17 protein-coding genes are annotated in these 23,348 nt (G+C 63.0%); 9 read left to right on the top strand and 8 right to left on the bottom strand.

Features of this window, described 5'->3' with window-relative positions; translation table 11 throughout:
- Positions 1–44: 44 nt before the first annotated feature.
- Together ACT6Q8_RS10500 and ACT6Q8_RS10495 are read left to right on the top strand one after the other, a co-directional pair.
- Positions 45–2,246: a TonB-dependent receptor gene (locus ACT6Q8_RS10500; RefSeq protein ID WP_444732270.1), complete on the top strand. Its 2,202-nt coding sequence runs from the start codon at positions 45–47 to the stop codon at positions 2,244–2,246.
- Positions 2,247–2,261: 15 nt separating this feature from the next.
- Positions 2,262–3,989 carry a tannase/feruloyl esterase family alpha/beta hydrolase gene (locus ACT6Q8_RS10495; protein ID WP_054166412.1) on the top strand — a complete coding sequence of 576 codons (1,728 nt, stop codon included), beginning with the start codon at positions 2,262–2,264 and terminating at the stop codon, positions 3,987–3,989.
- A gap of 47 nt (positions 3,990–4,036) precedes the next feature.
- On the opposite strand, the gene ACT6Q8_RS10490 is transcribed toward ACT6Q8_RS10495, so the two are convergent.
- Complete coding sequence (locus ACT6Q8_RS10490) at positions 4,037–5,194, bottom strand: hypothetical protein (RefSeq protein WP_444732271.1); 1,158 nt, start codon at positions 5,192–5,194, stop codon at positions 4,037–4,039.
- A 340-nt stretch (positions 5,195–5,534) separates the two neighbouring features.
- On the opposite strand from ACT6Q8_RS10490, the gene ACT6Q8_RS10485 reads away from it, so the two are divergent.
- The 6 genes from ACT6Q8_RS10485 to ACT6Q8_RS10460 all read left to right on the top strand — a co-directional run bounded on the left by ACT6Q8_RS10485 (position 5,535) and on the right by ACT6Q8_RS10460 (position 12,381).
- A complete protein-coding gene (locus ACT6Q8_RS10485; RefSeq protein WP_054166410.1) occupies positions 5,535–6,515 on the top strand; it encodes an ATP-binding cassette domain-containing protein in 981 nt (326 codons plus the stop codon).
- Positions 6,512–7,384 carry an ATP-binding cassette domain-containing protein gene (locus ACT6Q8_RS10480; RefSeq protein WP_444732272.1) on the top strand — a complete coding sequence of 291 codons (873 nt, stop codon included), beginning with the start codon at positions 6,512–6,514 and terminating at the stop codon, positions 7,382–7,384. The genes ACT6Q8_RS10485 and ACT6Q8_RS10480 overlap by 4 nt, the downstream gene beginning before the upstream one ends.
- Positions 7,384–8,892 (top strand): HlyD family type I secretion periplasmic adaptor subunit, encoded by a 1,509-nt coding sequence (locus ACT6Q8_RS10475; protein ID WP_444732273.1) that lies wholly within the window; start codon positions 7,384–7,386, stop codon positions 8,890–8,892. Before ACT6Q8_RS10480 ends, ACT6Q8_RS10475 begins: the two co-directional genes overlap by 1 nt.
- Before the next feature lie 2,041 nt (positions 8,893–10,933).
- On the top strand, positions 10,934–11,293 hold the full coding sequence (locus tag ACT6Q8_RS10470) for a response regulator (protein WP_444732274.1): 360 nt from the start codon (positions 10,934–10,936) through the stop codon (positions 11,291–11,293).
- 3 nt (positions 11,294–11,296) lie between these two features.
- Positions 11,297–12,133 carry a PP2C family protein-serine/threonine phosphatase gene (locus tag ACT6Q8_RS10465; RefSeq protein ID WP_444732275.1) on the top strand — a complete coding sequence of 279 codons (837 nt, stop codon included), beginning with the start codon at positions 11,297–11,299 and terminating at the stop codon, positions 12,131–12,133.
- 11 nt (positions 12,134–12,144) lie between these two features.
- Positions 12,145–12,381, top strand: a complete 237-nt coding sequence (locus ACT6Q8_RS10460) for an STAS domain-containing protein (RefSeq protein WP_444732276.1) — start codon at positions 12,145–12,147, stop codon at positions 12,379–12,381.
- Positions 12,382–12,641: 260 nt separating this feature from the next.
- On the opposite strand, the gene ACT6Q8_RS10455 is transcribed toward ACT6Q8_RS10460, so the two are convergent.
- The 7 genes from ACT6Q8_RS10455 to ACT6Q8_RS10425 all read right to left on the bottom strand — a co-directional run bounded on the left by ACT6Q8_RS10455 (position 12,642) and on the right by ACT6Q8_RS10425 (position 22,190).
- On the bottom strand, positions 12,642–14,255 hold the full coding sequence (locus ACT6Q8_RS10455; protein WP_444732277.1) for a GMC family oxidoreductase: 1,614 nt from the start codon (positions 14,253–14,255) through the stop codon (positions 12,642–12,644).
- 2 nt (positions 14,256–14,257) lie between these two features.
- The gene (locus tag ACT6Q8_RS10450) at positions 14,258–15,451 is read right to left on the bottom strand and encodes an MFS transporter (RefSeq protein WP_444732278.1); all 1,194 of its coding nucleotides are present in this window, start codon (positions 15,449–15,451) and stop codon (positions 14,258–14,260) included.
- 59 nt (positions 15,452–15,510) lie between these two features.
- The gene (locus ACT6Q8_RS10445; RefSeq protein WP_444732279.1) at positions 15,511–16,842 is read right to left on the bottom strand and encodes a family 1 glycosylhydrolase; all 1,332 of its coding nucleotides are present in this window, start codon (positions 16,840–16,842) and stop codon (positions 15,511–15,513) included.
- A gap of 52 nt (positions 16,843–16,894) precedes the next feature.
- Positions 16,895–18,433 (bottom strand): carboxylesterase/lipase family protein, encoded by a 1,539-nt coding sequence (locus ACT6Q8_RS10440; protein ID WP_444732280.1) that lies wholly within the window; start codon positions 18,431–18,433, stop codon positions 16,895–16,897.
- Positions 18,434–18,459: 26 nt separating this feature from the next.
- Positions 18,460–18,864: a C-glycoside deglycosidase beta subunit domain-containing protein gene (locus ACT6Q8_RS10435; protein WP_444732281.1), complete on the bottom strand. Its 405-nt coding sequence runs from the start codon at positions 18,862–18,864 to the stop codon at positions 18,460–18,462.
- Positions 18,857–19,774 (bottom strand): sugar phosphate isomerase/epimerase family protein, encoded by a 918-nt coding sequence (locus tag ACT6Q8_RS10430; protein ID WP_444732282.1) that lies wholly within the window; start codon positions 19,772–19,774, stop codon positions 18,857–18,859. The genes ACT6Q8_RS10435 and ACT6Q8_RS10430 overlap by 8 nt, the downstream gene beginning before the upstream one ends.
- Positions 19,775–19,853: 79 nt before the next feature.
- On the bottom strand, positions 19,854–22,190 hold the full coding sequence (locus ACT6Q8_RS10425) for a TonB-dependent receptor (RefSeq protein WP_444732283.1): 2,337 nt from the start codon (positions 22,188–22,190) through the stop codon (positions 19,854–19,856).
- A 416-nt stretch (positions 22,191–22,606) separates the two neighbouring features.
- Here ACT6Q8_RS10425 and ACT6Q8_RS10420 point away from each other — a divergent pair, with 416 nt between their 5' ends.
- The gene (locus ACT6Q8_RS10420) at positions 22,607–23,320 is read left to right on the top strand and encodes a TetR/AcrR family transcriptional regulator (protein ID WP_082372006.1); all 714 of its coding nucleotides are present in this window, start codon (positions 22,607–22,609) and stop codon (positions 23,318–23,320) included.
- The last annotated feature ends 28 nt before the right edge of the window (positions 23,321–23,348 follow it).

Here is a 23,348-nt window from a genome sequence, read left to right as displayed (position 1 = left end):
ACGAAATCCGTGCGCGCCTTCGCAAAAAGGGGAGGTTGACCAAGATGAAGTCAAAACTGCTCGCGACCGTTGCCGTCGCGGCCTGTACAGCCCTGCCGACCATTGCCGGGGCGCAGGCCCCCGCCGACCCCGCTTCCTTCGATGGGTTGGAGGAGATCGTAGTGACGGCACAGCGCCGGTCGGAAAACCTGCAATCCGTGCCCATCGCCGCGACGGCCCTGACGGGTGACGCGCTGGAGGATAAGGGGGTGGAACGGCTGGCCGATCTGCAATTCGCGGCCCCTTCCCTGTCCATCACCGATCAGGGCCTGACCCAGTCGGTGAATATCCGCGGCATCGGCATCGCCAGCGGATCACCAGCCGTCGCGAACGGTGTCGCCACCTATATTGATGGCGTGTTCCAGCCTCCGATCCTGACCACCAGCAGTTTCTACGACATCCAGAATGTGGAAGTGCTGCGCGGGCCCCAGGGCACACTGGTCGGCTCTAACTCCACCGGTGGGGCCATCTTCATCAATACGCAAAGCCCATCGACCGACCGCGTGAAGGGCTATGCCCAGGCCAGTTACGGCACCTATGACGAGGTGACGGGTCAGGGGGCCGTTAATGTGCCGGTGTCCGACACGCTGGCAGTGCGTGTAGCCGGCAATTATCGCAAGCGCGACAGCTATTACGACGATGTCGGCAGCTTCAACAACAAGCCCGATAGCCTGGACGAGAAGGCGGGGCGCGTGGGTGTGAAATGGGAGCCGGGCAGCTTCCAGGCCCTGGGCAAGATCGAACTGATCGACAAGGAAACCGGCGGCTATGCCTATCGCCCCATCGCCAGCACGACCTTTGCGGTCAACCGCCGCGCCGATTTCCGCGAGTTGACCTATAACGCGCCCACGAAGAACCATGAGCGGGCGTTGCTGGCCAGCCTGGAACTGCGCCAGGAATTCGACAATGGCCTAACGCTGCGGTCGGTCAGCGGTTTCACCAACAAACGCATCAATAATCTCTATGACACAGATGCGGCCATCACGGCCCCGGCGGGCGAAAGCGCCACGCAAACCCAGGATCAATATGTCCGCGAACGGCAGTGGAGCCAGGAATTCAACCTGATCTCCCCCACTGACGGCGTCTTCGACTGGATACTGGGCGGATATTACCAGCGGAACAAGATCGACGTGGATATCCAGACCCGCAGCGGATCACCCGTCGATCCCACCGATATCAACCAGTATCCGGACAAGGTGACGACCGGCGTCTTCGCCCAGGGCAATTATGAACTGGCATCGTCGCTGGAGCTTCAGGCGGGCCTTCGCTACTCGCATTTCAAGGCCGAACAGGAAGGCAGCGTCGTGATCGGTGCCGGGTCCGCCATTTTTGGTCCGGCGGGCCTACAGGTTGCGGACCTGAAGGGCAGCCACCAGGATGGCCGCGTCACGGGCAAGCTGGGTTTGAACTGGCAAGCCGATGACGAGACTATGGTCTACGCTTTCGCCGCGCGCGGTTACAAGCCGGGGGGATCGAATTCCGCCGTGTCGGAATTCGGGCCGGAAACGGTGTGGGACTATGAGGCGGGCGTGAAATCGACCCTGCTGGACGGGCACCTGCGCACCCAGGCCGGCATCTTCTACATGAATTACAAGGGCTTCCAGTTCGATGCCCGCGACACCTCCACCGGTCAGTCGGGCGTGTTCAACATCGCCAACGCCACCATCAAGGGGGCGGAGCTGCAGGTTCAGGCAAAGGCGGGCGGCTTCTCTATCGATGGCGGCCTTGCCTATGTCGACAGCAAGCTGGACAAGCTGACGCTGGTCAATACCCGCACCCTGCCGTCCTTGGCGCAGTATGGGCCGCAATGCCCCGCCGGCACTGCGTCCAACCCGCCCGTCTGCTTTGATTTCCGGCCCTACCTGACGACGGCGGGTGGCGGGGACAACCTGTTCTCCCCGAAATGGAGCTACAATCTGGGTGTGCAGTACGACATGGATGTGGGGCCGGACATGGTCCTGACCCCGCGCCTGAACTATGCCTATGTCGGGCCGCGCTGGACCAACCTGCTCTATACCCCGACGCTGGATTACCTGAAGGCACGCGGCCTGCTGTCGGCGCAGCTTACGCTGGCCATGGGTGACTGGACGCTGGAGGCCTATGGCAGCAATCTGGCCGACAAGGATTATGTCAGCGGCCAAAGCGGCAATAACGAACTTTATGGCGCCCCGCGTGAATACGGTATCCGCGCCTCTGTACGGTTCTAAGGGAAAGGAAACGAAATGCAGCGCATGTTCATGATGGGGGCAGCGACCATTGCCCTTATGGCCTCACCGGCCGCCTGGGGGCAGGGCGCGCCGATGAGACCAGGCGAACCAGCCAGCCGCTGCGCCGCACTGGCAGGCTGGACGGGGGGCAATGGTGCACGCATCCTGTCCGCCACCTATAATGAGGCGGGACCCGCGAAGCTGCCGCCGCCCAACCCCATGGCGCCACCGCCGGGGCCGCCGCCGCAATTGCCGGCCCATTGCGAAATCGTGGGCGTCATGAAGGAACGGACGGGCGTTGATGGACAGCCCTATGCCATCCGTTTCCACCTGCGCCTGCCTGCCGCCTGGAACCAGCGCTTCCTGATGCAGGGTGGCGGCGGAACCAACGGGGAGTTGGGGGACGCGCTGGGCCGCACGGGACCGGGGGCGCCGGCCCTGGCCCAGGGCTACGCGGTCCTGTCGCAGGATTCCGGGCATGACAATGCCGTCAATGCCGCACCGGAACGCGGCGGCGCGCCGGCCTTTGGTTTCGACCCCGAGGCGCGGGCGGATTATGGCGGCTCCTCCCTGCCTTTGTCAGTTGGGGCCGCGAAGACGCTGATCGGCGCCTTCTACGCCGCCAACCCGCGCTACAGCTATTTCGCCGGCTGTTCCAAGGGCGGGCAGGAGGGGATGATGGCCGCACAGCGCTATCCCGACCTGTTCGACGGCATCGTGGCCGCCGCCCCCGGCATGTCCCTGCCCCGTGCCGCCGTTGCGGAGGCCTGGGACACGCAAAGCCTAGCCGCCGTCGCCGCCAAGCCCATCACCCCGGCCAGCCTGGCCGCTAGTTTCAGCGATGGCGACCTGAAGCTTGTCACCCGTGCCGTCCTGGATGCCTGCGACGCCGATGATGGCTTGGGGGATGGGCTGATCGGGAACTATCCCGCCTGCACCCCGCAGAAGGTGATGCCGGTTCTGCGCAAGGCCACCTGTACCGGCGACAAGCAGGCGGGGTGCCTCAGCAATGCCCAGGTCGATGCCTTGATCCGGGTGCAGGAAGGGGCACGCAACAGCAAGGGGGAAAGCCTCTACGCTTCCTTCCCCTGGGACGCCGGCTGGGCCGATATGGGGTGGCGGGTCTGGAAGCTGGGTTCCGGCGACGGGCGCATCCCCGCCATCAATGTCATGATGGGCGCCCCGTCATTGGCCATGGTCTTCACCACACCGCCCACCCTTCCCCCACCCGGCCTGCAAGGCCTGATGGACTATGCGCTGGCGTTTGATTTCGACCGGGATGCATCGAAGATCAATGCCACGGGCGGGGCCTTTGTCCGCTCCGCCTGGACCGATATCGGCGCGCGTTCACCCGATATCGATGCATTCGCGCGGCGGGGTGGGCGAATGATCGTGCCCCATGGGGTTTCCGATCCGGTCTTTTCCGTCAATGACACCACCGCCTGGTGGCAGGAGGTCAATCAGCGCACAGGCGGGAAGGCGGCACAGACGGTCCGTGTCTTCCCTGTTCCCGGCATGGGTCATTGCGCCGGCGGCCCGGCAACCGATGGGATTGATGCCTTCAGCTCCCTGGTTGCCTGGGTTGAACAAGGCAAGGCCCCAGACCGGCTGACCGGCATCGCCAACCCGATGTCGCCCTGGCCGGGCCGCACGCGGCCCATCTGCGCCTATCCCACCACGGTCCGTTACAAGGGAACCGGGGATGCGGAGAAGGCAGAGAACTTCACCTGTCAGGCACCATGAAGGTCAGCGGCGGGGCGTTCAGAATGGACCGCCCCGCCGCTCTGGCATCAGCAATTTCCCTGCTCCCGGTTGACGACGCCATGGATAGCACGGGCGACCTCGCCGCACTCCGCCATGGCGAAACGGGCGTCATCTGGTTTGCCGGCAAGGATTTCGGCCACAATCCGCTGTGTGACGGCAATCATCTCCCCCGCCAGCGCCGTGCTCAGGATCACCGGCGGCGCAGCGTTGCGCATGACCTTGTGGTGCCAGTAGTACCACAGGCAGCGGACCAGCATGTGCAACACCTCGTTCCCCGCACTGGTCGCGACATGCCGAAGCAGCGCCACATGCGAGGCGACGTTTCCGCGCCGTAATTCCTCCACCTGCAGCCGACCGGCCAGCATCCGCAGCCGCTCCGGGTCCCGTTCCCGTTCTGCCGCCTGAGCGGCATTGATCTCGTTCACGATGCCGATCAACTGGTTGCAGACCTCGATATCCATGGCGTGGGCCACGAAATGCGGCAATGTCGACCGAACCAGCGATCCAGGCGTGGGATCAATCCGCTTGAACCCGCCGGTACGGCCACGGACAGAGATGGCCACACCCAAATTCTCCAAAATCCGCAGGGATTGGATGATGATGGCGCGGCAGGCGGAATGGGTCTCCATCAGGTCATCGATGGTCCCCAGTTCAACGCCACCGCCCCATCCGTCACGCAGGATACGGTGCGCGATGCGAAGGGCGCGGTTGTTGGATGGCTGGGCCGCCTGCACATCCTGCCAGGCGCCTTCGATATGTCCGAAAAGCTCCACCACGAAGGCCCGCGCCGGCGCCAGATCAATCTGCCCGATGGGAAGACGCAACAGCAGGGTTGTGCGGGCGGCACGCACAGCTTCCACCGGAACACCGCGCGCCATCAGATGCAGGGCCATAAGCCGGCGCCCCGTGACGGCCAGTGACGGCGTATGGATAAGAAGGCCGCCTGACGCCCCCCTTCGCATCTGGCCCAAACCACGCCATTCCAGAACGCGCAGCGCCTGACGCATGGCCGGTGGTGTGGCGCCATGCTCGCGGGCAAGATCAATCTCCGACCCCAGGACGTGACCGACAGGCCAGCCCCGATCCATCAGCGACATTTCAAGGCGATCCGCCAGCAGCAGGGCGCGGCTGGTCGGGACATAATGATGGATGCCTGTCGCTTCCTGCAATTCGGGCGTCATCATGACCGCATCTCCCCCGGCATTCACAACCTGGCTGACCACGTCACTTCACTATCATGCATAACAATTAACAGGGGCAATCAGAATTCTGCAATCGATTGCCGCCTCGCCGCGACGGCATCGGCAGGCGGGGATTGCCGACAAGGCATGCGCACACGGCCCGCGCCCGGCAATCAATCATCAACGTCCCTCCTAAACGCGGCAAATGCCTGCGGCTGACAGGTAAGAAACCCATCCCATGGCCGGCGTGCGGATTCTTCATTTATTGTGGAGTTCATTAATCATTTATGGACAAAACCAACAGCCGCTTCTGCGCCGATACGAACGCTTGCAGGAAGATCGGTTGACCGAACATCAGGCAACCGAACTGTCCGGCCAGCATCTGGCCGAACAGGGGCAGTTCGCGGTGCAGATCGCCGGTCTGGCAACGGTCGGCTTCGGCAGCCTGATGGTCCTGGATGGCAGCCTGTCCGTTGGCGGATTGTCGGCCTGCATGTTGCTTGTCGGGCGCGCCCTGGCACCGATGCAAAGCATCATGCAATTCTGGTCGCTGCTGCAATCCGCCTCCATCGCCCGCCAGCAGTTGGCTCAGATCCATGACATGCCCCTGGCCGCCCGCAGCACCGGCACAGCCGACGCCATGGCAACCGAACCCCGCTTGCAGCTGTCGAACATTCACTACGGTTTCGATAATGGAAACAATCTACTGGACGGGATCGACCTTGAGGTTGGCCGGGGGGAGATTGTGGCCCTGGTCGGCGCGAATGGCAGCGGCAAGAGTACACTTCTGTCCCTTATCGCCGGCTTTTACGCGCCGTCAAAGGGCAAGGTTCTTCTCGATGGGCGAGAATTGACCGAATATGATCAGGAAAGCCTTCGTCACGCGATTGCCCTGCTTCCCCAACACGGAATACTGTTTCGCGATACTATCACTGAGAATATCACCATGTTCTGCCCCGAACTGGAGGAGGCGGACATGGCCCCTGCCGAACGGGCGGGCCTTCTAGACCTTATCCACGCCCTGCCACATGGTTTTTCAACCTATGTAGGTGACGGCGCGACCGAGCCGCTGCCCCGTGGCCTGGCCCAACGGATCGCCGTGGCACGCGCCCTGATGAACCGCCCCCGCATCATCCTGTTCGATGATGCGAATTCAGCAGTCGATGATGATGGCGACCGCAGCCTTTTCGCCCTGCTGAACGAAGTGCGTTCCGAATCCCTGGTCATCCTTATCAGCCACCGCCCGGCAGTCCTGAAACTTGCCGACCGCATCTACAGCCTTGCTGATGGCAAGCTCGACCTCACACAGGAGTGCCAGGCATGACCCTGTCACTGGAGGCCACCAAGACCCATCCCCCCGATTTCATCTGGGGCACCAATGCCGGAACGGCCAATGCCACGGTATCGCCCGTTATGACCCCTTGTTTTGAGGGTCTTTCGCTCCTGCTGAAGCATCTGGGCTGGCCGGTAACGTCCCGGCAGGTAGCGGAAGCGATGCCGGTTACGCCCGGCCTCGACCCGGCGAATGACCTGCGTGACGTGCTGGGCTGGCTGGGGGTTATTTCAGCCCGAAGACACTGGCCCGGCTGCACGGTACGCGGGCGCGATCGGCGCCTGCCCCTGCTCTACCTGCCGGTCAGCGGCCCGTACACCCCGCAGGGCGGCTCCATCCAGATCGATGGGCGCGACATCCGGCAGTTCGATCCGGTGCAGCTGCGCCGCTCCATCGCCTTTGTCACGCAGGTCCCGCAGTTCTTCCAGGGGACGCTGGCCGACAATCTGCGCCTGGCCGCCCCCACCGCCAGCGATAATGAGCTGATGGACGCGCTGGACCGGGCGGGTGCACTGGAGTCGGTTCGCCGGTTGAAGGATGGGCTTCAGACCCGCTTCGACCTGCATGAGAAACCGCTGCCGACGGCTGTCCTGGCCCGCCTGTCGCTGGCCCGCGCCTATCTGCGCCGCGCCCCGCTGGTGCTACTGGACGAACCGATCAGCGGCTTCGATTTCGAGGGTGAGTTCGCCTTCATGTCGGCCATCGAAACGCTGCGTCAGCAGGCAACCGTCTTCTTCGTCACCCACCGCCGCAACCATCTGGGGATCGCCGACAAGGTGCTGATCCTGGAACACGGCACCACCCGCTATTTCGGCACCGCGGACAAGGTCCGGGACCGTATTCCGAGGGGGATGATCTGATGCGCACCGCCCCCGCCCTGTCCATGCCCGCCCCCCCCTTCGCCACAGACGAGATGGTGGAAGATCCCGGCGTCCGCCCCCTGACCCGCGCCGCCATCCTGTTGTCCGGCGTCAGCGTCGCCGCCTTCATCGCCTGGGCCTCCCTGACCCCCGTGCAGGAAGTCGCCGTCTCCTTCGGTGAGATCGTGCCTGCCGGCGCCGTGCAGATCGTGCAGCATCTGGAGGGCGGGATCGTCGCCGAAATGCTGGTCCGTCAGGGTGAAATGGTGGAGCCTGGCCAGCCGCTGCTGCGCTTCCAGGGGGCCGCCACCCAGTCCAGCCGTGACCAGATGCTGGTCCGTCAGCGGGCGCTGCGGGCCCAGGCCGAACGTCTGGGCGCCTTTGCCGACGGACGGGAGCCCGACTTCTCCGCCTTCAGCGATAATCCCGACCTGATGGCCGAGAATGCCCGACTGCTGTCCAGCCAGATCGAGGCATGGGACAACCAGCGCAAGATCCTGGCCGATCAGGCGCAGGAGCTGCGCTCGCTGCTGCAATCCAGTCAGGCGCAGCTGGCCAGCGTCAACACCAACCTGGGCTTTGCCGAAAGCAAGGTGGCGCTGCGCGCCGACCTCGTGGAGAAGGGGTTGAACTCCAAACTGCTGCTGATCGAGGCGGAACGAGAACGCGCCGCCGCCATGTCGGAGCGGCAGCGGCTGGAAGGCGTCATCGCCGGCACGCGCAGCAACCTGAGCGGCAATGCCTCCCGCCTGACAGAGCTGGACGGACGGCTTCGGCAGGAAGCACTGGACAAGCTGGGCGCGGTCAATACCGAGCTGGCGGAACTTGAAAAGATGCTGGACGGTCAGGAGGATCGGGTCGAACGCCTTGTCTCCACAGCGCCGGCCCGCGGCATCGTGCAGGAACTGCCGGTGAAGACCGTCGGTGGCGTCATCTCCCCCGGCGGCGTTGTGGCGCGGCTGGTGCGCTTGGATGACGAACTGGTCGCCGATGTGCGCGTATCCCCGCGCGATATCGGCTTCGTCAAGGTCGGACAGCCGGTGAAGGTGAAGATCCAGGCCTTCGACTACACCCGGTTCGGGCGCGTGGAAGGCACGCTGGAAAGCGTGTCGCCCACCACCTTCCTGGATGAACAGAAGCAGCCCTATTACCAGGCCCGTGTGCGGCTGGGCACAAACCATGTCGGCAATGCCGACCTCCACCATGTGCTCGTGGCCGGCATGACGGTACAGGCCGACATCACCACGGGTGAAAAGTCGCTGATCCAATCCCTGCTCCCCCGCCCACCTCTTCTCGGCTGGAGATACCCCCATGGCCCCGTCCAACGGCGACAAGCCCACCCCCGCCCCCAAAGCCACCTTCGTGCGGGAAAGCGTCGCCGATGCCCCCGACCGCCCACTCAAGGCTCTGGAGCGCCCCGTCGCCGAAACTGTGCGCCAGACGCAGCAGGGTCAGGCCTATCCGGGGACCGTGCATCATGGCAGCCAGCAGGAAGGCGGGATCGGTGAAAGCTTCACCGGCGGTATCGCTTCCCTGGCACCCGTGACACCAGGGGGCAGCGGCGCCGCGCCGACCGGAACCGCCACCATCGGCGATTTCCGTCAGCACCTGGCCATAGGCACGGACGTGATCGCGGATCAGGGTGGTGCCGGAATGGTGGATGTCGGCGGCGGCGGTGGTGGCTTCGCCCAGGTCACCGACACGACGCCCCCCTCGCTTGCCGACAATGGCCGCCCGGTCACACCGACCCAATCTTTTGTCGCACAGCCCGGCGCCGGCGAGGCCCAAACCAGCTCCACCCCCATCCGCAGCGCCGCCGCCCCCGCCGAATCCACCAGCTTCGCCACCCCCGGCCCCGCGACAACACAAACGACGGGGGGTGAAACGGGCACCGGAACCAACACCGGCAGCACTGGCTCAACCGGCACCGGGACGGGCACTGGCTCCAACACCGGCAGCACAGGCAGCACCGGGGCGGGTCTGTCTGCCCCCTCGCTGACAATCTCTTCGGCCATCGGGCTGGAGGATCAACCGGTGTCGCTCTCCATCGCCGCAGGGCTGGTGGGCGCCGCTACGGGTGAGGTCCTCGCCGTCACCATCACCGGCGTCCCGGTGGGCGCCAGCCTGTCTGGGGGCACCAAGAATGCCGATGGCACCTGGACCGTGGGGCAGAGCCTGCTATCCACGCTGAAGATCACGCCGCCAACCAATGACAGCAGTGATTTCCAGCTGGGCATATCGGTCAAGATTCTGGGCATTACCACGCAGATCGGCCTGCTGAACGTCAATGTCGAAGGCGTGGCCGATCTGCCGACCGTCACCTTCTCCGCGGCAGCGGGAACGGAGGATCAAGGGGTGGCCTTGTCGCTGGGCGGGGTGTTGGGCGATCTAGACGGGTCGGAGGCCCTGTCCTTCGTGGTGAAGTGCCTGTCGGCGGGCACCAACAATGGCAATGGCACCTGGACCCTGACGGCAGCACAGCTGACCGGGTTGAAGCTGACGCCGCCGGCCAACGGCGACGCCGATTTCAACCTGGGCGTCACGGCCAAGGTTACCGGTCTGGCCGGCATCGACAGCAGCGTCAGCGCGCAACTGCATGTCACCGTGTTGCCGGTGGCGGACATGCCCAGCCTGAATGTCGCCGCTGCGGTGGGCGTTTCCGGCCATAGCATCCCGCTGAACATCCAATCGGCGCTGACCGATCTGGATGGGTCGGAGGCGCTGCATGTCACCATCGCCGGCGTGCCGGTGGGGGGCCTGCTGTCCGCGGGGACCGACAATCATGACGGCACCTGGATACTGGCACCGGGCGATCTGCCCAACCTGTCGCTGCTGGCCCCCGATGGCAGCAGCGGCACCGTCAACCTGACAGTCACCGCCACAGCGGTGGAAGGGGCGGATAACGGCCGGGCGTCGCTGTCCGCGAACCTGTCCGTCGCCATGACCGCCGATACGGGCGCCCTGTCCGACGATATCCTGGTCGCGTCCGGCATGGACCTGTCCCTGCTGGGTGGGCAAAGCGTGTCGCGGGCCATCATCAGCCTGGATCCGCTGGACTTCCATCAGGGCGACAGCCTGTCGCTGGCGGGTCTGCATCTGAAGACGACGGCCACGGGCAAGGTGATGATCGCCAGCACCAATATCGAACTGCTGGATGGTGGCTTCGATGGCACCAGCCATACGCTGATCCTGTCGGGTACGGCGGATGCGTCGGTCTATCAGTCCGTGCTGCGCAGCCTGTCGCTGGAACCCGGATCGGAGGGCGGCATTCGGGATATCTCCATCGATCTTTATGATCAGGCGGGTGCGGTGATCCCGGCAGGCCACCATGATCTGCATCATGGTATGGGCAATGGCGGATCGGCCATGGCCGCCATGATGGCCGCCCCGATGCCGGATATGGGCGGTGCCGATACAGGTGGCCTTGATGGGGCACTGCTTTCGGATGGGCTACACGTTACCGATCCGTTCCGGCATGATGGTGGAAGTTCCACCGTCGACCCGTCCAACGATCCGCTTCATCACCTGGATCCTACTGGAACCTGATATATGGAACGACCTATCCATGTTCTGGTTGTCGATGACGACCCTCTGATGCGGAAACTGCTGACGGCCCTGATCCGTCAGCACGAGTTCCAGGTGACCCATGCGGGCGACGGCATCGCCGCCCTGGGCCTCATCCAGGCCGGCCAGGAGGTCGATCTGATCATCAGTGACTGGGAAATGCCGGGTATTACCGGTGTTGAACTGTGTCGGGCGGTTCGGCAGACGCATCTGCCGAACTATATCCACTTCATCCTGCTGACCGCCCGCCAGCAGCAGGATGATTTCATCGCAGCCATTGAGGCGGGCACCGACAACTTCCTGCTGAAACCGATCAGTCCGCCGATCCTGAAAGCGCGGCTGTAGGTGGTGAAGCGGCTTCTGGGCCTGCATTACCGCCTGCAGAGCAAGAACAAGCTGCTGACCGATCAGCTGCGCGTGGCCTACGCCAAGCTGAAGGAGGATATGGAGGCCGTAGCAATGGCCCAGCGCTGCCTGCTGGCGGAGCCTTACAAGGAAATCGGGCGGCTGCGTTTCGCCTCCTGCCTGCTGCCATCGGCGCTGGTGTCGGGTGACATGTATAATTACCTGAAACTGCCGGACGGATCGGTCGCCTTCTATATGGTCGACGTTGCCGGACATGGGGCGCGGGCCGCCCTGATGTCGGTGACACTGAACCATCTGCTGGACGAAGCGGCCTTTCTGTCGGGGGCGGATGGCGGACCACCCCGCCCGGATCTGGTGGTGGCGGACCTGAACCGACGCTTCACCCGGGCCGATGGCGAGATGCTGGATTATTTCACCATGGTCTGTGGCGTGGTGAACCCAGCGGGCGACAGCATGACCTTCTGCCAGGCGGGGCACCCCAGCCCGATCCTAATCCAGGCCGGTCAGCCAGCTGAACTGATCGGTGATGGCGGCTTTCCCGTGGGCGTGATGGCGCATGAGGATTACACGGCGGTGACGGTCCCGTTGCCACGCGGATCACGCATCATTCTGCATTCCGACGGTACGACCGAATGCGCCCACCCGGACGGCACGCATTTCGGTCAAGATCGATTACATGCCCTTTTGGAGAAGGCGAAGGATCGGCCCCTAAACGCTCTGGAACCCCTGCTCTATGAAACCCTGACCGCGTGGCAGGGTGGGGAGAGGTTCGAGGATGATGTCAGCGTACTGGCCTTTGAAGTCGCGATAAGAGATTGAGGTAATGATGATTGAGATCAGGACATATCGGTTCCGTCCCCGTCGCCACCGTTGCCTTGCCTCGCATCGACGCCGCCGTGGCGGTACGCTTCCGGCAGCAGTTCCTGGAACAGCTGCCGGCCGCCGAGAATGGCATCGTCATCGATCTGGCCCCCGTCGCCTTCATCGATTCCAGCGGTCTCGGCGCCCTGATCTCCATCATCAAGGCCCTGGGCCTGAAGCAGCGGCCCACCATCTGCGGCCTATAGAAATCGGTTCAGACCATGTTCTCCCTGACGCGCATGGATAAGGTCTTCGCCATCCATCCCGACGTCGAAAGCAACGCTATGACAATGCGACGGATGACGTAGCGCCTGATGCCACCTCCGGTCGCGGGCTCGGCATCATCAAGCGATGCTTCGAACAGGTCCGCTTCTACCGGGCAGACGGCCTGAACCGGATCAGCGCCATCTATGTTCCGGGATGACCGGACCGGCAACCAATGTTTCCAGGCCGCCCCACTCCGCCATCACACCACATCCCGCAGGATCATTTCCGCGGCACGCCAGCCGATGACCATGGCGGGACCATTGGTGTTGCCGGCGGGTGGTACAGGCATGACGGAACAATCCACGACGCGCAGCCCCTGCACCCGATGCACCCGCAGGCAACCATCCACCACACTGTCCACCGGATTGCCAATGCGGCAGGTGCCTGTGGCGTGAACGCCCGGACTGGTCAGCCATTCCAGCACGTCAGCAATCTGCTCATCACTTTCGATGCGGGGACCGGGCACGATCTCCTCCCCGACAAAGGGCTTCAAGGCGGGCTGGCGCATGTATCGGCGAACCAGTCGCACCATCTCCACCATGAAGGCCTTGTCTGCCGGGTCACCCCACCAGTTGGCATCGACGTCGATCTGGTCGGCGATATCGGCGCTGCGGATCGCGACGCTGCCCCGACTTTTGGGGCGCAGGGCGATGGCATTGACGGTGATACCCGGCTTGTCCTCCAGCGCGCCGCGCCCCGGATCGGCTTTGATCTCCTCTGACGAGCGCATGGAGAAGGGGCCGATGCCGAACTGCACATCGGGCCAGTCGGGACGACCATGAAGGGACAGCAGCGCCGTCACCTCTGGCGAGGTATAGGCCATCAGACCCTTGCGCGTCAGGTAATAGCGCAGAACGTGGGTCATTAGGCGCCAGCCGGAAAATTCCCTGTTAAAGCCTGGATCATTATGTAGCCGGTATGACATGGAGAACATCGCATGGTCGGCCAGATTGCGCCCCACGGCGGCCAGATCATGCCGCACCGCCAACCCGGCACGGATCAGCAGATCGGCGGGACCGATGCCCGATAGCTGCAACAGCTTCGGGCTTTGCAAGGCACCGGCGGACAGGATCACCTCCCGCCCCGCCTTGATGATGCGGGTCCCCTCGGCGGTACGGATCGTGATGCCGGTGGCGCGCGCTCCCTCCAGTTCCACCCGTTCCACCAGCGTATCGGTCAGCACGCTCAGATTGGGGCGCGACAAAGCCGGCTTCAGGAAGGCGCGGTAGCTGGACGCCCGCCGGCCCCGCCGATCCACACTCGCCTGGGTATAGCCGATGCCCAGCGTGCCCGGCGTGTTGATATCGCTCAGCCGGGGCAGGCCCATTTCCACCCCCGCCTCGATTGAAGCGGCAATGGCGGGCGAACGGTAGGGAAGCTGCGTCACCTGCAACGGCCCATCAAGGCCACGCGTTGGGTGTGCCCCGTGCCCGCGATAGCTTTCCATTGCCTGGAAACAGCGCGAAATCTCCGTCCAGGACCATTCCGGTCCCCAGCCTTCATAGTCAGCCGGCATGCCACGCAGGTACCAGGTGCCATTGGTGGAACTGGACCCGCCCAGCCCCCGCCCATAGGGCCAGACCTCTCCCGCCGGGCGGCCCGGCTGCGGCTTGATCGGGAAATGCCAGAAATGCGTGGGATTGCCGAACATCTTCATGAAGGCGCGTGGCATGTTGACCAGTTCGGTCTCGTTCCGGCCACCAGCCTCCACCAGCAGGACTTTGTGCCTGCCACTGGCGCTCAACCGGTCGGCAAGGACGCAGCCGGATGAACCCGCCCCCACGATGATGTAGTCGTAAACGGTGTCGGTCATGATCAGCTATTCACGGTTGGGGTGGGGCGGTTTCCCGCCGGGATCAGGCGGGCCAGCAAGGCGAAGACCAGGGTGACAACACCCAGCGCCGTCATGGCCGGGGTCAGACCACCCGTCAGGCTGGTGGCCAGGGCGACAATGGCGCCACAGGCAAAGGTGCCGCTGAAGAAAGCGGTTGCCCAGATACCCATGCCACGCCCGCGCTGTTCCAGTGGCAGGATCGCCTGCCCCCAGGCCAGCAGGGCCGGGATCACCATGCCACCGCCAAGCTGCTGAATGGCAGCACCCACCGACACGACCTGCCAGGTCGGCCCCATACCGATGACCAATTGTCCCGCACCGATCAGCAGTGCCGCCAGCCCCAGCAGACGGCCAATGGGCCAGTGATGCAGGCGACGATACAGGAAGGCGCCGGCGATATAGGTGAGGCTGGTCGCCGCCTGGATCAGGCCGATCTCTGTCGATGATCCGGCCCCCTTGGCATCCAGCACACGGGCAATGTTCAGCGGTTCGACATAGTAGAGAACGGAGCTGATCAGGGTGACGGTGCCGATCAGCAGCGCCTCCTTCCACGGGAACGCCAGTTGGCGGCGGGTGCCGCCCTGTGCGCTGACCGTGGGGCGTGGCTCATCAATGAACAGCACCGCCATGATCAGACCGGGGATGGCCGCCAGATAGATGGAGAACGGGCCACGCCAACTGATATCCGCCAGCGCACCACCCGCCGCAATCAGCCCCGTCCCCGCCACGGAGGTGGCAACGCCGACCCAGGCGGTCCAGCGGTGACGCTTTTCACCGAAATAATCGCCGATCAAGGCGCTGGAAATGGTGATGGCAAAGGCTTCGGCAATGCCCAGCACGGCACGGCTGGCAATGATCAGGCCCAGATCGGCCACGAACAAGGGGACCAGACCGGCCAGCACATAAAGCGCCATGCCGCCGATGAAACTGCGCCGCCGGCCATATCGGTCGGCGATGATCCCCGCCAGCGGGGCGAACAGGGCGGCACAGAGCGATGGCGCCGTGACGATGGCGGGGATCAGGAAACCGGCATTGGGATTGGACCCAAATTCCGCAAACAGCTTGGGAATGGCGGGAAACAGCGAGACAATCGCCATCACCGGCAGAATCTGGGCATAGATCAGGGTAAGGCCCTTGGCCACAGTCCCCTGACCGGCTTTTGTCGCGTCGGTCATGATCACATTCCCGTTTTCGCCGGCTCTGGGCACCATCGGCCCCGCCGGCGGTGAATTCATCAGCAGGCATTGGCGCGCGCGATGGCACCCAGAACGGCGGTGCTGGGCTTTGGCGTGCGGGCGAAGGTCTGGCGGTCCAGACTATGCAGCCCGAACTGCGGCTTATACCCGAAGCCCCATTCGAAATTGTCGATCAGCGACCAATGGAAATAGCCCTTCACCGGCACGCCCTCGGCCATCACCTTGTGCAGTTCCGTCAGGGCCGCCGGGATCAGACGTTGGCGCACAGCGTCATCAGGGGTGTTCACACCATGCTCGGTCACGATCACCGGCACCTTGGCAATGAAATGGGCATAACGGACCACGCCCGCCAAGGATGCGGGATAAACCTCCGCCCCGCCCATGTTGCGGTCACCGCCGGCTGGCGGGTTGACGCGGCCCTTGGCATCCCACAGCGCGCGTTCGTAATTCTGCACGCCGATAAAATCATCCTGCTGTGCTGCGCGCAGCCAGGGATTATAGAGCCGCTCCCGCACGCTGTCGCGCATGCTGGTGTCGCTGCCCACCGCCTGATCATCGATCATGGCCAGCGTCAAGCCGACCGGCAAGTTGCCACGTTCAGCCTTGATCGCCTGCCGGCCCAGCGCGTGGCCCTTCAGCAGATTGGCCTGCACGGCAACCGGGTCGGGATACCAGATGTTATTGCCGGTCAGGAACAGCGGCACGCCGAAGCGCCTGGCCACCGCCTCGCACGCGGCCTTGTCCGCCGGTACCAGCCAGTTGACCACCGCCGGCGGCAGTACCGCAGGCAGGTTGCCCGCTAGGTTCGGCTCGTTCAGCGTCATGGCAAAAGCAATACCGTCGCCCAGATGAGCGGCGGCTTTGGCACAAAAACGCGCGAACAGATCCGGTGCTTCGGGATTGTGCCAACCGCCCGCCAACGCAAACCAGAGCGGATTGCTGAAATGGTTGAAGGTCACGGCTGGCGTCAGACCACGCGCGTGACAGCCCTCAATGATGCGCTTGTAATGGTCCAGCATGGCGATAGAGAACTCACCCTGCCGTGGTTCGATCCGCGCCCATTCCAGGCTGAACCGATAGGATGTCAGGCCCATATTCTTGACCAGATCAAGATCGACCGGCCACAGCATGAAACTGTTGGCGGCATCGCCGGCCACATCGGCATAGGGCGATCCGGGGGCGCGTTCCGCCGTCCAGACGTCGGAATTGATATTATTGCCTTCCACCTGATAGGCAGAAGTGGAGGCACCCCACAGGAAACCGTGGGGAAACTGACGCTGGCCGGTTGACGCCAGACCGGGTAAGGGGCGGGCCGCCGCCGCAACGCCAAGTCCAGCCAGACCCAAACCGATTTGCCGCCTCGTGAGCATGTTTCTAACTCCCTCATTCATTTTGTTTCATTTTACGATTTCGCGTGACCCGTCACGGTGCCGTGCTTTCCACGAGATCCAGGCGGGCACGGTAGGGGTCATCGATAAACCGCGGACCTTGCAGGGTGAAATCCAGTATCTTGTCCGCCGCAGGGTCATAGGGGCGCCAATCTGGCCCCCCCGTTGCGCTGGGCACACCGTCGCGGGCAAAGGACACGACGTAATCGTGGAAGGCCTTTGACGTTGCCTCGTCCGCCGGCGTCACCTGCCCCGGAAACCGGACATTGATGGTGCGGAAGACAAACGGAATTTCGCTGGCATGCATGGCGCCCATTGCGGTTGCCTGCTGCGATTGTGCGATATAGGAAAAACGGTACCCGTAACTGGTGGCGTTCCGCGCTGCTGCCGCGCGGACGACGTAACGCGCCGGTTCGATGAACCCCCGGTCGCCGGCAATCTTCCAGACCGTGATCAGATCATTCCGGCTGGCATAAAGGCGGCTGGCTTCATCGGCCCTGGCGCCGAAGCTGGCCAGCGCACGCGCCGGGTCGCGGTCCAGGGGAAACCCGTCCATGCCGGTGGCACCGACCATCACGGGAATGTGGGGCGAGCCATGACCCGCCGCCAACAGCCGCTCCGGCTCATCCGTCACGAACCGCCCGTCAATATGCGGGTTGATCATCAACTGATCGCCGGTTTTCAGCAGGCTCGCCATGCTTGCATCGCCCAGCGTGGATGCCGGCAGCGCCCGCAAGGCCGCAAGACCGGCGGGTCCGGTATCGGTGACACCAACGGACCGGGCGTAAGCCACACCCTTTTCTTCCGCCGCCTTACGATCCGTCATGCTCATCACGCTGCCGGGGCGCCCGGCGCCCGACATCATGATGGCCCGACTGAAAAGCCCTTTTGCAGCATCCAGCGACTGCAACATATGTACCGACCGGCCACCGGCGGATTCACCGAAGATCGTGACGTTCGCCGGGTCGCCGCCAAAGGCAGCGATGTTGCGCTGAACCCATTTCAGCGCCGCAAGCTGATCCATGAAACCGAAATTGCCAGTGGGGCCATCGGCCGCCTCCGCCGTTAGGGCCGGATGGGCGAAAAAGCCAAGCCGGCCGATGCGGTAATTGGCGCTGACCAGGATCACACCGCTGCGGGCAAAGGCACTGCCATCATAGATACCCGGAGAGGTGCCGCCATTGACGAAGCCACCGCCATAAATCCAGAACATCACCGGATATTGGACACCCGGCTTCGCGTCCGCCGGTGCCCAGATATTGAGGTAAAGGCAATCCTCCCCCAAGGGACCGCCCAGGGGAGCGGCATCCCCTGCGAACGGCAATTGCTGACAATCATTGCCAAAGGATTTTGCCTGCCGCACGCCTGTCCAGGACGCGGTAGGGGCGGGCGCACGCCAGCGCAAGTTCCCCACCGGCGGTGCCGCAAACGGAATGCCCTTGAAGGTGCGGACACCATCCTGCGCCACACCTTCCAGCGTGCCCGTATCCACCCGCACCGTCACATCGTCGGCATACGCAGCGACAGCCAGGAGAGGGAAAAAAACAATAGATGCGATGATGTGTAAATGCATTCAGCCCTCCCCATAAAATCAGCCCATCAAGGCAGGATGATCGTGGCGTGCCGTGCATCGCGCACGAAAACCGGCTGGAACTGCGGCGGGAAATAGGGGTGGCGGAAACGGATGGAACTGGCGACATGGTGGACGCCCGGCGCCAGACCACCGGCCTTGGGCACGATCACCGTGAAGAAGGTGCCAACATAGAGGCGGGCCATCGTTTCCTCGGCCATCTCGGCATGGCTGTATTCCTGGTCGCCAACACGGATGCGGCTCTGTTCTGCGGGATATTCCACCCCGTCGATTACCAGATCGACCCCTTCGATCAGGCTGAGGCGGGAGCTGCGGTAATTGGGCTGACGGATACGCACCTCAAAGCCGGTGCGCGCACCGACAGGGCCGATATTGTGGAAACCCGTGCTCTGGATATGGCTGCGCTCAAGCATGGCGGTTCCCCCCGTGGGCGGCATCGTATTCGGCTTCAAGTTTGCGGATCAGGGCGTGCTGACGGCGCACCTGCTCAATGGATACCCAGGGATCGCGCGCGCCCTCATACTCGCTCGACAGGTAACCCGCATAACCCAGCTTCTTCAGCATGGGCACGATCCGGTCCCACGGGATGTGGTGGTCGTGCAGCGTCTCGTCGATATGGTGGAACTTGGCCTGGATGAAGGGCACATATTTGATGACGTCGACCAGATGCTCCACCGGCACCTTGATACCGTTCAGGAAACTCAGTGCACCTTTGCGGATTTCGTCCGTTTCCCCGCCGCCCCATTTGTTCAGGGGACGGTCCTGGAAGATGCCGGTATCGATCATCAGACCGAAATTCTTCGTGCCGGTCCGTTCGATGAAGGCGATATAGGCATCGGTCACCGGATGGCGGATCGGTGTCGGGGAATGGATTTCCGGCAGGATCACGATATCCAGCTGCTGGGCCAGATCAAGATTGCGCTCAACCGCCGGCTCCCAGATCGGATCGGGGGTCAGGTCGCCATCGATCACCCCGAACTTGGGCCGCAGGAACTTGAAGCCCAGCCGGTGCGCAAGCCGCAGGTCCTGGGCAATCTGCGCCGTCCCCTCCTGCTCACTCATGTTGCGGCCAATGGTGATGCGGGTATCCACCCAGGCCGCCATGTTGGTCGGCTCCAACTGGTATCGGTCCAGCAGAGCGAACCAGTTATCCAGCCAGGCCGATGTCGGCTCCGGATAAGTGGGAATGCTGGTTTCACCCAGGATTTCGATACCCGTGGAACCGGTACCCGCGACATGATCGAAGGCATCCTCCAAGCTCATCACGGTACCGAGATCTTCGGTGTAGCTATAGAGCGACACCCCGTATTTGAACGCGCTCAAGGCGTTGCACTCCCTCTTGGTCAGGATTTCCGTCATCGCCCCCGGGGGAAGCGCCCGCTTCCCCCGGGGGTCGTGAGGATCAGAAGTTCACGCCCATGCGCACGCCAACGGTGCGGACGGAGTCGTAGTTGAACCGCTGCGTCAGAGACAGGGTCTTGGCATTGACGGCATCGCCGGCGTCATTGCCGATGGCGTAGGGCCTGATCTGGTTGAAGCAGTTCTTGCAGAACAGGCTGACCGACCAGCTTTCCGCCTTGATCCCCAGATTGGCGTCGAAGCGATCCGTGGTGGGAACCGTCATCCCCGGCGCAAAGCCGGAATTCAGCGGCGAGCGGTGGTAATAGGTGACGCCAGTGACGCCATCCAGGCTGTCGGTCACCGGCACCGTGTAATCCGCCGTCAAGGTGCTGGTGAACTTGGCCGATAGCGGGACCCGCAGGCCGCCGGCGTCGAACGTGTTATTCACGGCACAGCTTGCATTGGATTGCAGCACATAGCACTGCGCCCCCGGATAGGAATTGAACTTCGCATCCGTATAGGAAAGCGACGCACCCAGGGTAAGGCCCCGAACCGGACGGGCCTGCAGGGTCAGATCCGCCCCTTTGGTGGTCGCGGTGGCGGCGTTGTTCAGGGTGTTGGCCTGCAAGACCTCGTCAAATGACTGAACCTGAAGGTCGGTGAAGCGGGTGTGGAAGACCGAAGCGGAGATGATCAGCTTGCGGTCCAGCAGTGACGACTTGATGCCAACCTCACCGCCCTTCGAGATTTCAGGACGCACGCTGATATCAGCGCCCGCCTTCGGTGAGGCGTTGGAGAAACCCGGCCCCTTATAGCCACGACCATAGAAGCCATAGACGAGGGTGTTCGGGTCAAGATCATAGTCCAGGCCAACTTTCCAGCTGAAGTTGGTGTTATCGACATCGCCCTTGCTGACATTGTTGGGAACGCCAAGCGTGACGAAATACTTCTTGGTGTTTTCCACCAGATCGATGGAGGCCTTGTCGTAGGTCAACCGACCGCCGGTGGTCAGCTTCAACTGCTCGGTCAGGGCGTAATTGAACTGGCCAAAGGCGGCATAGCTGCGCACCTGGCTTTCCAGCCGTGAATCCTGCCCCAGGAAGTAAAGGTTGCTGACGCTGCACGCCGGCGGCGGCCCCGCCGTGACGGTGGCGTTCACACAGAAGGGGAAGCGCGGCAGGGCCGCGGCGGGCAGATTGTTAAAGCCTCCCCGCTGTACCTGATTGTCAGTATTGCTCTGGAAGTAATATAGCCCCGCCTGACCGCCAAAGGGACCATCATCGGGAAGCGCCAGACGTACTTCCTGGGAGAACTGGTCGTACTGCGTGCTGTTGGTATTGACGTTCAGGAAATTGACCGGGGTCTGATCGGAGTCATTCGCGTAGGAATGATCCATCTTCTTCCAGGCCGAAATGCTGGACAGTTCCATACCGTCATCGAAGACATAGGCGAGCTTTGCCTGGACACCACCCATCTCGATATCGCGCCAGGACTGGCCGTCCTGGGCGATTTCCAGGTTCTCAGCGCTGGGGACAACGCCGGCCCCGCCAAGGATCGTCCGGTACTGCGTATTGGCACCCAGCGACCGGTAGGTGGTATCCCAGAAACCCGAGATGCCGGTGCGCTTGAAATAGTCGCCGCCAAGATTGATGGTGAAACCATTGCCGGGATCGCTCAGGAACTTGAGGCGGACACCCTTCTCCTCGACATCATCCTCATAGCGGCCCGCAGGCTTGGTGACATTACGGACCAGCGAGTCCTGTGAACTGTAGGTGCCGGCAATACGAAGGGCGCTGGTTTCCGTGACCGGAACATTCAGGGCCGCGCGATTGCGGATGCCCAGGCCGTTCGATCCGGGCCGGAAACGGCTGGTGCCCTCCGCGTCGATGAAGCCGCTTGTCTCTCCCAGAACCGGATTAACGGTGGTGATGTTGACCAGACCGGCAGAGGCGTTCTTGCCGAACAGCAGACCCTGCGGACCGTTCAGAACCTCAACCCGCGCAACATCATAGAAGGCATTGGCAGCAAAGGCGGGAATGCCCAGCACAACGTCATCAACAACCTGCGACACGGTGGACTCAACGGTCGGCGCATAGGTGTTGGTGCCGATCCCGCGGATGGAGAAGGTGTCATCAATGCCGGTCTGCAGGCTGGGCGTCAGCTTGGTGATCGAGGCAAGGTCATTGACCCCGTTGGAGGTCAGCAGGTCGGCAGACACCACGGCAACGCTGGTCGGCACCTTCAGCACGCTTTCGCTGCGGCGCTGCGCCGTCACGATAATCTCGGCCAGCACATCATCCTGGGCCGATGCCGCCGGGGCCTGCGCCTGGGCAAGACCGGGGACCATGGCGGCGCACGAGGCCAACAGCAGCATCTTGATCGACTGACACGTTCTCATTCTTGCATCTCCCTAATTTTATCTTGGTTTTGTGAGCCCCAATTCGGGCGTGACGGCGCAAAGCCCCGGAAGCAGGCCGGAACCAAACATCACCTCCATCAAGAGACAGGGCCGACTGCCGGCCGCCGCAATTCCCTTGCACCAAACTCGAATTGGAATATAATTTTAGTATGGCTGTTGAAGGACGATGTCAAGTGCCCTTGTTTGCCCCCCGAATAAATCATGCTCCAAAAGGCCGACAGATCGCGACGGGGGCGGGGATGACAGCATAAGTCATTGATCTGAAATAACTCCCTTACCCATCCCGAGAAACAGCCCATGGGTTGGAACCGGCGGCATCAGATATGTCGGCGGATCAAGGGTCAGAAAATCCCTCGCAACGGACGTTGCGAAATGTGCCGTCTTCGGAGTAAGCAATGCTTATGGTCAAACAGCTGAAATCGCCTGAAAACGGACAATCCCCGGCGCGGTCCCGCCGGGCTTCCGTGCCATCGGGCGATCCGGTTCCGCTCAGCCTGGACCGAGAGCCGGTGCAGGGGCGCAGTCAGGCCTCCTTGAAACGCATGCTCGCCGCCGCCCGCGACCTGATGCTGGAACGCGATGGCGAAGAATTCACCCTGAACGAGGTGAGCAGCACCGGCAGCGTCTCCATCGGTTCCATCTATCATCGGTTCAGCAGCAAGGACGAACTGGTCCGTGCCGTCCTTGAAGCCGAAATGCATGAGATCGAGGCCGCGGAAACACTGGTTCAGCAGCAGTCGCTTGACCGCTCATCCTCGCTGGATCAGTTCATCAAGCTCTACGTTCTTGATTTCTTTGAGGTACTGAAGCGCAACTCCCTTTTCATCCGCCTCAATATCCGCCGCGCCGCCACGGACCCGGCCGCCGCAACGCTGGGTGACCTGCATGAGCAGCGGGCCGCAAAACGGCTGCATGAGGCGTTGAAAAGGTTCGCGGGTGACATTCCGGGCGATCTCGACCTGAAGGCATCCTATGCGCTGCATATGATCTTCTTCGCCCTGGCCTGGCAGCTGACACCGGAAACCCAGCGCCCGACCAAGCCACAGCAGCACCCGGACTGGGTCGTCCAGGAACTGTGCAAGATGATCAGTTCCTATCTGAAGAACTGACCAGCGCAGGCGCCACGCTGCGCAGGCC

Source organism: Niveispirillum sp. (genome assembly GCF_052437035.1).
GTDB lineage: Bacteria > Pseudomonadota > Alphaproteobacteria > Azospirillales > Azospirillaceae > Niveispirillum.
This window is presented reverse-complemented; position numbering and strand designations above follow the sequence as displayed.